At 65.2% G+C, this 10557-nt stretch carries 8 protein-coding genes and 1 tRNA gene; 8 read left to right on the top strand and 1 reads right to left on the bottom strand.

All coding sequences use genetic code 11. The features are described 5' to 3' along the window. Window position 1 precedes the first annotated feature (1 nt). From ACQCSV_RS04255 to ACQCSV_RS04240, 4 genes are all read left to right on the top strand, one after another. Window positions 2-1420 carry a phosphomannomutase/phosphoglucomutase gene (locus tag ACQCSV_RS04255; RefSeq protein ID WP_354154651.1) on the top strand — a complete coding sequence of 473 codons (1419 nt, stop codon included), beginning with the start codon at window positions 2-4 and terminating at the stop codon, window positions 1418-1420. Window positions 1421-1442: 22 nt separating this feature from the next. Further along, a complete protein-coding gene (locus ACQCSV_RS04250) occupies window positions 1443-1922 on the top strand; it encodes a hypothetical protein (protein WP_354154786.1) in 480 nt (159 codons plus the stop codon). Between the two features lie 17 nt (window positions 1923-1939). Next, window positions 1940-2389 carry an Rrf2 family transcriptional regulator gene (locus ACQCSV_RS04245; protein ID WP_354154653.1) on the top strand — a complete coding sequence of 150 codons (450 nt, stop codon included), beginning with the start codon at window positions 1940-1942 and terminating at the stop codon, window positions 2387-2389. A gap of 135 nt (window positions 2390-2524) precedes the next feature. Next, on the top strand, window positions 2525-3685 hold the full coding sequence (locus ACQCSV_RS04240) for a globin domain-containing protein (protein ID WP_354154654.1): 1161 nt from the start codon (window positions 2525-2527) through the stop codon (window positions 3683-3685). A gap of 130 nt (window positions 3686-3815) precedes the next feature. Here the strand turns inward: ACQCSV_RS04240 and ACQCSV_RS04235 are convergent, their stop codons facing one another. Then, window positions 3816-5642 carry a phosphoenolpyruvate carboxykinase (GTP) gene (locus tag ACQCSV_RS04235; RefSeq protein WP_426939194.1) on the bottom strand — a complete coding sequence of 609 codons (1827 nt, stop codon included), beginning with the start codon at window positions 5640-5642 and terminating at the stop codon, window positions 3816-3818. Between the two features lie 274 nt (window positions 5643-5916). Here ACQCSV_RS04235 and ACQCSV_RS04230 point away from each other — a divergent pair. The 4 genes from ACQCSV_RS04230 (at window position 5917) to ACQCSV_RS04215 (ending at window position 10509) form a co-directional block, all read left to right on the top strand. Continuing rightward, window positions 5917-5990, top strand: a tRNA-Arg gene (locus ACQCSV_RS04230). A 125-nt stretch (window positions 5991-6115) separates the two neighbouring features. Continuing rightward, window positions 6116-7648: an NAD(P)/FAD-dependent oxidoreductase gene (locus tag ACQCSV_RS04225; protein WP_354166590.1), complete on the top strand. Its 1533-nt coding sequence runs from the start codon at window positions 6116-6118 to the stop codon at window positions 7646-7648. Between the two features lie 120 nt (window positions 7649-7768). Continuing rightward, window positions 7769-8476: an ABC transporter ATP-binding protein gene (locus ACQCSV_RS04220; RefSeq protein WP_426939193.1), complete on the top strand. Its 708-nt coding sequence runs from the start codon at window positions 7769-7771 to the stop codon at window positions 8474-8476. Continuing rightward, entirely contained in the window at window positions 8473-10509 is a 2037-nt protein-coding gene (locus tag ACQCSV_RS04215) for a YhgE/Pip family protein (RefSeq protein ID WP_426939192.1), read from the top strand. Before ACQCSV_RS04220 ends, ACQCSV_RS04215 begins: the two co-directional genes overlap by 4 nt. The last annotated feature ends 48 nt before the right edge of the window (window positions 10510-10557 follow it).

Here is a 10557-nt window from a genome sequence, read left to right as displayed (position 1 = left end):
CGTGACTAGCGAACAGACAAAGACTTTTGACCTCTCGGCATCCTTCAAGGCCTACGACGTCCGGGGCATCGTGGGCGAATCCATCACCGCTGAAATCGTCGAAGCCGTGGGCGCCGCGTTCGTTGATGTCCTGGAACTGGCAGGACAGACGATCCTGGTGGGCGGCGATATGCGTCCCTCCTCGCCCGAGTTCGCCAAGGCTTTCGCCGACGGTGCGGCCACCCGCGGAGCCGACGTCAAGCTCCTTGACCTGATCTCCACCGATGAGCTCTACTTCGCCTGCGGTTCCCTCAACGCCGCCGGCGCCACGTTCACCGCCAGCCACAACCCTGCCGAATACAACGGCATCAAGATGTCGAAGGCCGGCGCGCAGCCCATCTCCTCCGAATCAGGCCTCAAAGAGATCCAGGCACTCGCCGAGCAGTACCTCAACGAAGGCTCCATCCCGGCGGCCCCCGCGCGCGGCCTGATCGGCGTCCACGACGTCCTGAAGGACTACTCCGAGTACCTACGCCAGCTGGTGGACCTCTCCGGATCCCGGCCGCTCAAGGTAGTTGTCGACGCAGGCAACGGCATGGCCGGCCTCACCACGCCGGCGGTGCTGGGCAACGCCCTCCTGCCCAAGCTGCCGTTCGAGATCATCCCCCTGTACTTCGAACTGGACGGCTCCTTCCCGAACCACCCGGCCAACCCCCTCGAGCCGGAAAACCTCCGCGACCTGCAGGCGGCCGTCATTGAGCACGGCGCCGATCTCGGCCTGGCATTCGACGGCGACGCTGACCGCTGCTTCGTCATCGACGAAAAGGGCGAGCCCGTCTCGCCGTCGGCCATCACCGGTATGGTGGCACGCCGCGAAATCGCCCGCGCCCAGGCCCAGGGCGAGGCGACGCCCACGGTCATCCACAATCTGCTCACCTCCCGTGCGGTGCCGGAACTGGTAGCGCACGACGGCGGCCGCGCCGTCCGCACGCGGGTGGGCCACTCCTTCATCAAGGCAGTCATGGCCGAGGAAGGTGCCGTGTTCGGCGGCGAGCACTCTGCCCACTTCTACTTCCGCGACTTCTGGAACGCAGATACCGGGATGCTCGCAGCAATGCACGTGCTCGCTGCCCTCGGTGAGCAGGACGGACCGCTGTCCGAGCTCGGCCGCGAGTACGAGCCGTATGTCTCCTCCGGTGAGATCAACTCCGAAATCGAGGACAAGGCCGGCGCCGTTGAGCGCGTCCGCACCGACTTCGCCGCCGAGGACATCACCGTAGACACCATGGACGGCAGCACCTTCACCGCAAATGACGGCAGCTTCTGGTTCAACCTGCGTCCGTCCAACACGGAACCATTCCTCCGCCTGAACGTGGAAGCAACGGACCGGTCCACGATGGAACGCGTTCGCGACCGCGTGCTCTCCAATGTCAGGCGCTAAGCCGGAAGTGGCCCGCGAAGCCATGGAAACCGACGGCCCGGTGGCGGTGGCTTCGTGGCGGGATTCCGTTCCGGAGGCCTCGGCCACGGACCTGGAAAACCTGCTGGGCACTGGCGTCGGCGCAGCCCAGGAACAGCTTGAGCGAAATGGCGGCTTCCTGCCATTCGCACTGGTGGTGGAGAACGACGGCGAAGTCCGCCTCGTGGCCGTTACCCCGGCTGATGCCCAGGACGGCTCCGACGCTGACTTCGACGCGGACACGATGATCAGCGACCTCACCGAGCTGCTCCGGCAGAACCGGGCTGATTTCCGCGCGGCCGCTATTGTCTGCGACATCCTCTTGATCGAGGAGGATACAGATGCCATCCATGTGGCTGCCGAACACCGCGATGGATCCGTCTTCGCCGCGGTCCTCCCCTATGCTGCCAACACCGGGACCCACGAGTGGGAGTTTGGCCAGCTCGCCGCTGACACCAGCGAACCCACCGTCTGGGTGGACTAGACCGCGCCCCGGTTGCCATGAAAATCAACGCCTTCGCAGATGTCAGCCTCCGGGCGCTGATGGTCCTGGCCGCCGCGCCCGGGGGCACCCTCCTGACTACACAGAACATCGCCGATGCCGTGGGCACTCCGTACAACCACGTGAGCAAGGCGATGGCCAAGCTGCGGACACTGGGCCTGATCGACGTTGAGCGCGGCAGGTCGGGCGGATCACGGCTCAGCTCCGCTGGCCGCCGGGCAACGGTGGGCCAGGTCCTGCGGGACCTTGACACCCGGACGGACGCGGCCGATTGCGTCACGCCGGGCGGCGACTGCCCGCTGATCCGCGAATGCAGGCTTCGCGCCGCGCTGGCCCGCGCCCGTGAAGCTTTTTACCGGGAACTTGATGCAGTGGTTGTGGCCGAACTTCCCGGCTCGCGGCAGATGGCACCCGTCTTCCAGATGATCGGCCTGCGCCCCGGCCTGTAGCCCCGCGCCCCCGCTCACCGCCGATTTGATTCCAACTTCTACGAGGTGTAGAACTTGAGGTACGAATATACGCATTTCAAATGTTAGTATTCACATTGACCGGGCGAAAACCCGGTCCCTATCGCAGGAGTACACATGCTCTCGGACAAATCCCGCCCCGTCATTGAGGCCACACTGCCGCTCGTTGGTTCCCGGATCGGCGCCATCACTCCCAAGTTCTATGCACGACTGTTCGCCGCCCACCCGGAACTGTTGGATGGCCTGTTCAGCCGCTCCAATCAGCGCTCGGGCGACCAGCAGCAGGCGCTGGCCGGAAGCATCGCCGCTTTCGCCACGCACCTGGTCAACAACCCAGGCACCTTCCCCGAAACCGTGCTGTCCCGTATCGCCCACCGGCACGCATCACTCGGCATCACTGAGCCCCAGTACCAGGTGGTCTATAAGCACCTCTTCGCGGCCATCGCGGAGGATCTGGCCGAGGTCATCACCCCGGAGATCGCCGAAGCTTGGACCGAAGTCTACTGGCTGATGGCCGACGCTCTGATCAAGCTCGAAAAGGGTCTCTACGCAGCACAGGCCAACGGCAAGATGTGGACGCCATGGAAGGTTGCCTCAAAGAACCATGCCGGTATCGGCTCCATGACCTTCACCCTGGAACCCGCAGACGACACCCCGGTCACACCCGCCCTGGCCGGCCAGTACGTCAGCGTCAAGGTCCAACTCCCCGACGGCCTGCGCCAGGTCCGGCAGTACTCACTTTCGGGCGATGCAGGCACGAGCCGCAGCTTCACCACCAAGCTCGACGACGGCGGCGAGGTCTCCCCTGTGCTGCACAACGCCGTCAAGGTTGGCGACGTCCTGGAGATTTCGAATCCCTACGGCGAGATCACCCTGAAGGGTGGCGACGGCCCGGTGGTCCTGGCATCGGCCGGCATCGGCTGCACGCCCACGGCGTCGATCCTCAGGTCCCTTGCCGAGTCGGGCTCGGACCGGCAGGTGCTGGTGCTGCACGCGGAAAGCACGCTGGACAGCTGGGCGTTGCGCGGTCAGATGACGGATGACGTCGAACGCCTGGACAGTGCTGACCTGCAGCTGTGGCTTGAAGAGCCACGCGACGGGGCCAACAAAGGCTTTATGTCCCTGCGTGAAGTGGACCTTCCCGCCAACGCGTCGCTGTACCTCTGCGGGCCGATGCCGTTCATGAAGCACATCCGCAACGAGGCCATCAACGCCGGCATCCCGGCCACGAAAATCCATTACGAGGTCTTCGGACCGGACATCTGGCTCGCCAGCTAATACACTGATGGGCCCACGCCGGCAGGGTTCCCTGGCCGAGCTTGCGAGGCCAGGGGGCCGGTGGGGAACGACGGCGGCCCCGCACCTTTATTGCAAAGGTGCGGGGCCGCCGTCGTGATTAGCGGGAACCTCAGCCCAGACGGGACTTCAGGCTGGCGAGCTCGGACTGCAGTGCCTCGGGGAGGGAATCGCCGAAGTTGGCGTACCACTCTTCGATGGATGCGAGCTCGGTGGCCCACTCTGCCGGGTCGACGCGGACAGCCTCTTCGACCTGTGCGGCCGTCATATCCAGGCCCTTAAGATCGATGGATTCGCCCGTGGGGACAAAGCCGATCGGCGTCTCGACGGCGTCTGCCTTGCCTTCGAGGCGCTCGATGGCCCACTTAAGGACGCGGGCGTTATCGCCGAAGCCAGGCCAGGCGAAGCCGCCCTCGGCCGTGCGGCGGAACCAGTTGACCAGGAAGATCTTGGGCAGGCGTTCCGGGTTGCCTTTGGCGGACAGGTTGACCCAATGGTTCAGGTAGTCTCCGGCGTCGTAGCCCATGAAAGGCAGCATGGCCATGGGATCGCGGCGAACCACGCCCACTGCCCCGGCTGCCGCGGCAGTGGTCTCGGAGGACAACGTGGAACCCATGAAGATGCCGTTTGACCAGCTGCGGGCCTCGGTCACCAGGGGGATGGTGGTCTTGCGGCGGCCGCCGAACAGGATCGCGGAAAGCTCCACTCCGTCCGGCTTGTTGTACTCCTCGGCCAGCATGTCGATCTGGTCGATCGGCGTGCAGAAGCGAGAGTTCGGGTGGGCTGCCGGCTTATCGGAGTCCGAGGTCCAGGAATTGCCCTGCCAATCGATCAGGTGAGCGGGCACTTCCTCAGTCATACCCTCCCACCACACGCCGCCGTCGTCGGTAAGTGCGACGTTGGTGAAGATGCTGTTGCCCTTGGCGATGGCGCGCATCGCATTAGGGTTGGTGCCCCAGCCAGTGCCCGGGGCAACGCCGAAGAGGCCGGCCTCGGGGTTGACGGCGCGGAGTTCGCCTTCCTTGCCGAACCGCATCCAGGTGATGTCGTCGCCCAGGGTTTCCACCTTCCAGCCCTCGATGGTGGGATCGAGCAGTGCGAGGTTGGTCTTGCCGCAGGCGGACGGGAAGGCAGCCGAGACGTAATATGTCTTCTGCTCCGGGGACGTCAGCTTCAGGATGAGCATGTGCTCGGCCAGCCAGCCTTCGTCGCGGGCCATCACGGAGGCGATGCGGAGGGCGTAGCACTTCTTGCCCAGCAGCGCATTGCCGCCGTAGCCGGAACCAAAGGACCAGATGGAGCGCTCCTCGGGGAAGTGCACGATCCACTTGTCCGGGTTGCACGGCCAGGGCACGTCGGCCTGGCCGGCTTCGAGCGGCGCACCCAGGGAGTGCAGGGCCGGCACGAAGAAGGCGTCGGTCTCGGTCATCCGGTTCAGGACGTCGGTGCCGATGCGGGCCATGATGCGCATCGAGGCAACCACGTAGGCGCTGTCGGTGATCTCGACGCCGAACTTGGGATCTTCGGCATCCAGGTGGCCCATGACGAACGGGATCACGTACATGGTGCGGCCGCGCATGGAGCCGCCGAACAATCCGCGCAGCTTCTGCTTCATCTCGACCGGAGCCATCCAGTTATTTGTGAAGCCGGCGTCGTGCTCCTTCTCGGAGCAGATGAAGGTCTGCTCTTCCACACGGGCTACGTCCGCGGGATCAGAGAATGCAGCGAAAGAGTTAGGGAAGAGCTCCTGGTTCAGGCGCGTCAGCGTCCCTGCTGCGACGAGTTCGTCAGTGAGACGCGTATTTTCCTCTTCGGTACCGTCAACCCAGTAAATGCGGTCCGGCTGAGTAAGTTCAGCAACCTCTTCGACCCATGCCAGCAGGCCAGCATGCGTGGTGGGTGCTTTCTCAAGCAGCGGCAGTCTTGCGAGATCGCCCATTGCGGTTCCCTTCCTCGGGTTCATCGGTGTGGACTAAATGCTATTGGCCACCAGGGTCCCCAAACTGGACCAACCGTGCACGTTGGTGAGCGTTTGAACCGAAAACCGCGCAAATTCAAGGAAAAAGCGGACAATTTGCCGAAATTAAGTGAGGAAGGTCACCTAGACCGGTCTAGTCGGCTAGATTACAGGCTTCCCGATTTGGAACTCCGGGCCTCCCTCGCGTAAAGTAATTCGAGGTTCGGGGAGCAAGAAACTCCGCGAAACACAAGATGCGCCCATAGCTCAGCTGGATAGAGCGTCTGTCTACGGAACAGAAGGCCGGGGGTTCGAATCCCTCTGGGCGCACAGATCAAGGCCCGTATCGGTTCGCCGATACGGGCCTTTAGTCATTTAAGTCACGCAGTTCCGCGTCACCGCAATGACGACGGCGGCACTCCCCGCCTCGAAGGAGGCGGGCGTAGGCTGGACGAATGACGCCTGCAACGCTGCAACGTGAATTCGATGTCATTGTGATTGGCGCCGGTGCCGTGGGGGAAAACGTCGCCGACCGGGTGGTCCAGGGCGGCCTGACTGCCGTGCTCATTGAAGCTGAACTGGTGGGTGGCGAATGCTCATATTGGGCCTGCATGCCATCCAAAGCCCTGCTTCGACCGGGCACAGCCCTGCACGGAGCACAGTCCGTACCGGGCGCGGTGGAAGCCATCACCCTGACACTGGATGCAGCGGCAGTCCTTAAGCGCAGGGACTACTTCACCGCTAACTGGCAGGACGACAGCCAGGTGAAGTGGCTGGAAGATGCTGGGATTGAGCTGATCCGCGGCCACGGCTGGATCACCGCACCACGCACCGTTGAAGTAGCCGGGCTGGACGGCAACACTTACGAGCTCAAGGCGCGTCACGCCGTCGTCCTCGCCACCGGCTCCAGGCCAACCACACCTCCCATCGACGGACTGGCGAACCTGCAGGTCTGGGGCACCCGAGAAGCCACCTCGGCCAAAGAGGTACCGGAGCGACTCGCTGTGATCGGCGGCGGCGTGGCGGGCACTGAACTGGCGCAGGCATTCGCGCGCCTGGGCTCGGACGTGACACTGGTGGCCAGGAGCGGACTGCTGGGCGCATTTCCCGCGGAGGCCAGCAGGCTTGTGGTCGCGGGGCTGCGCGCGGACGGCGTTGCGGTCCGCCTCAACACGTCCACCGAAAGTGCCCGGGAAAACGACGACGGCACGTTCACCCTCACGGTTCAGGACGGGACGCCGGACGGGCGAACCACTGTCACTGCCGACAAGGTCCTCGTTTCAACGGGCCGGCATCCCGCCCTTGAAGGACTTGGGCTGGAAAGCCTGGGCTTCGAGGCCCAGGACGGGCAGCCGCTGAAACTCACCACCGACTCCACTGGACTAGTCCAGGACCTCCCGGACGTCCCGGGCACCCCGAACGTTCAGGGCACCCCGAACGTTCAGGGCGAGCAGGGCCCGGATGGCGCGGAGCCCTGGCTCTACGCAGTTGGCGACGCCGCCGGCAGGAATTTTTTCACCCATCAGGGCAAGTACGAGGCCCGCGCTACTGGCGACGCCATCGCGGCCCGCGCCAAGGGCGAGCTCCGCGGCGCGCCCGCGGCCTGGAGCCGGTACGCCCAGACCGCCAGCGAACATGCCGTCCCCAACGTAGTGTTCACGGATCCCGAACTGGCAGCCGTGGGACGAACGGTGGAACAGGCGAGGCGGGACGGCTACAACGTGTCGTCCGTGGAACTGCCCATCGAGGTCTCGGGTTCGTCGCTGCATTCGGAACACTACGAAGGCTGGGCACAGCTGGTGGTGGACGAGGATCGGCGGGTCCTGCTGGGAGCCACTTTCGCCGGCCCGGACGTGGGTGAGTTGCTGCATGCCGCCACCATCGCCGTGGTGGGCGAGGTCCCGCTGGAGCGGCTGTGGCATGCGGTGCCGTCGTTTCCCACCGTCAGCGAGGTGTGGCTGCGGCTCCTGGAGAAGTACGGCTTGTAGTCGGGGCCGCAAGTGTCCGTTCGGGCTGGTTTGCTCCCCTGCGCCACTCTGCCTTCTATTTGAACTGACCAGTCAGTTCAGTTAGGCTGGAGGCGGACATACCCCGTCGAAAGGCCATTCTTGCTCTCCGTACAGCAGCTCCAAGTGAAAGGCCGGCGCGACGATTTGCTCCCGCCCACCTCTCTGCGGGTCGGCCGGGGTGAGCTCCTCCTCGTCACCGCCGAACGCCAGGACCAGCGGACAGCCCTTGCCCTGACCATCAGCGGGCGCATGAAACCCACTGGCGGCCGGATCTCGTGGGACGCCAACGAACGCACCAAATCCCTCAGGCTCGCGAGCGCCCTGGTGGATTCCCCCAATGTGAATGAGCCCGAACAGCACCTCAGCGTCCGGGACCTTGTCACCGAGGACCTCGCGCTGATCCCCCGCCGATACCGGGGCGCGCTGCTCAGCAAGCCTTGGCTCAAGGTCAACAGTTTCGAGGACATCGCGGACTTGTGGACTGAGCAGTTGGCCCCGGACCGGCGCACGGAACTGCTGACAGCCCTGGCCCTCGCCAACCCGCACACCGATCTCCTGGTGGTGGACTCCCCCGACAGGCACGGTGCGCACTCCGCGGACTGGCTCCCGCGGCTTGAGGAGATGGCGTACGACGCCGGCCGGCCGCTCGCCGTCGTCGTCACCCTTACTGCCCTCCCGGCAGGGTGGACGGGGCCGGCCGCGGTGATCGGCAACGCCGTCCCCGACGCCGACGAAGCACCCGATGCGCCGGCTCTCACAGACGAAGAAACCGAATCCCTCCTACTTGAAACCGAGGATGCCAAGTGACCGTGCTGCGGCTGGCCCGTTCCGAACTCAAGCGGATGACCGGCGGGTTGCTGCCAAAGCTGACCATCCTGGCCCTGATCATGGTGCCGCTCCTGTACGGGGCCGTGTACCTGTACGCCAACTGGAATCCCTACGGGAACCTGAACCAGATCGAGGCCGCCCTGGTGGTTGAAGACACCGGCGCCACGTCCAGCGACGGCACCGAGCTCCAGGCGGGCAAGAAGGTGGCTGACGGCCTCGTGGAGGGCAACGTCTTCAACTGGCAGGCGGTCCCCACGGCGGCTGAGGCCGATGCAGGGGTCAGCAGCGGCAAGTACGCGTTTGCGCTGAAGATCCCGGCGGAGTTCTCGGCGAACCTGGTCTCACCTGGCAGCTTCGATTCAGCCAGCCAGGCGATGCTGAACGTCACCACCAACGATGCCAACAACTATCTGCTGAGCACCATCGTGGACAAACTGACCACCGCGGTGCACACAACTGTGGCCAAGGAAGTGGGCGAAGAGACGGCGAACCAGCTGCTCACCGGCTTCGGTACCATCCACGCCCAGATGCTCAAGGCGGCAGACGGCGCCGGGCAGCTGGCGGACGGCGTGGCAACCCTCCGCGACGGGATGGTCACCCTGCATAAGGGCACGAGCGCGCTCAGCGCTGGAGCCGGCGAGCTCTACAACGGGCAGCTGAAATTGCGTGACGGCGCCAATCAGCTGACCGACGGCGCCGGGCAGCTCAGCAGCGGGCTCGCCGTCCTGAAGGACAAGACGGCCACGCTGCCCACCGACACCCGGACCCTCGCCAACGGCGCGGCCCAGGTGGCCGCGGGGAATGCGCAGCTGAACACCAAGGTCCAGGACGTCGTCACCGAGCTCGATGCCGCGGACCAGGGTCTCCGGACGCGGGTGATCGAATCGAATGCCCGCCTGGTTGCATCCGAAGCGATCACCCAGCTGCAGGCAGACAAAATCCTGGCCGACTTCGATACGGTGGCAGCCTCCAGCCCCGTGGCCGCAGCGAAAACCCGGATCCAGGCCGACGCCGCTCAGATCCAGCAGATCGCGGACGGTTCCGAGGCCGTGAGCGTCGGCGCAGCACAGCTGGCAGCGGCCACCCCGGCCCTGAAGGACGCCGTTGTTCAGGCCTCCGGTGGCGCAGACCAGCTCCATACCGGGGCGGCCACGCTGGCCACCGGCGAGCAGTCTGCGCTGGACGGCACCGGGCACCTCGTCCAGGGAGCCCAAACGCTCGACGCCGGCGCGGGGCAGCTTGAGGCGGGGGCCGCCACCGCAGCTGACGGCTCACGGACGTTGGCCGACGAAATTGCCAAGGGAGCCGGCCAGGTGCCCAACCCGGACGATTCGCAGAAGAGCAGCCTCTCAGCGGTGATTGCTGATCCGGTTGCGGTCAGCAACGTCTCGCAGGCAAAGGCGGACTCCTACGGTGCCGGGCTGGCACCGTTCTTCCTGACGCTCGCCTTGTGGATCGGCATCTTCATGCTGGTCCAGGCGATGCGGCCCATCACCCAGCGGGCCCTGGCGTCGAACGCCCCGGCCTGGAAGATCGCCGTCGGCGGATGGCTTCCGTTCCTGGCCGTTTCGGTGGTGCAGGCGAGCCTGCTGACCCTCGTGGTGGATCTGGCGCTGGGCCTCAACCCCGCTCATCCGGTGCTGATGTGGCTGTTTATGCTGGCCGCGGCCATGGCCTTCAGCGCCATCATCCAAGGCATCGTGGCGCTGCTGGGGTCGCCCGGCAAGCTGGTGGTGCTGATCCTGCTGGTGCTCCAGCTGGTCTCCTCGGGCGGCACGTTCCCTTGGCAGACCACCCCGCAGCCGCTTCACGTGGTTCACGAAATCCTGCCAATGGGCTACGTGGTCACGGGCATGCGGCACCTCATCTACGGCGCGGAGCTGTCCGGGATCGTGCCCACTGTCCTGGGGCTGCTCGGCTACACGTTGTTGGGCGCTGCGATGTCCACCTTTGCGGTCCGGAAGCACAAGTACTGGACGCTCAAAACGCTCAAACCGGAGATCGCGGTATGAGCCAGCCCGTGCCCGGAGCTGGGGTGTCTGATCCTGGTGTCCACGATC

It is taken from the genome of Pseudarthrobacter sp. S3, assembly GCF_050156905.1.
Taxonomy (GTDB): Bacteria; Actinomycetota; Actinomycetes; order Actinomycetales; family Micrococcaceae; genus Arthrobacter.
This window is presented reverse-complemented; position numbering and strand designations above follow the sequence as displayed.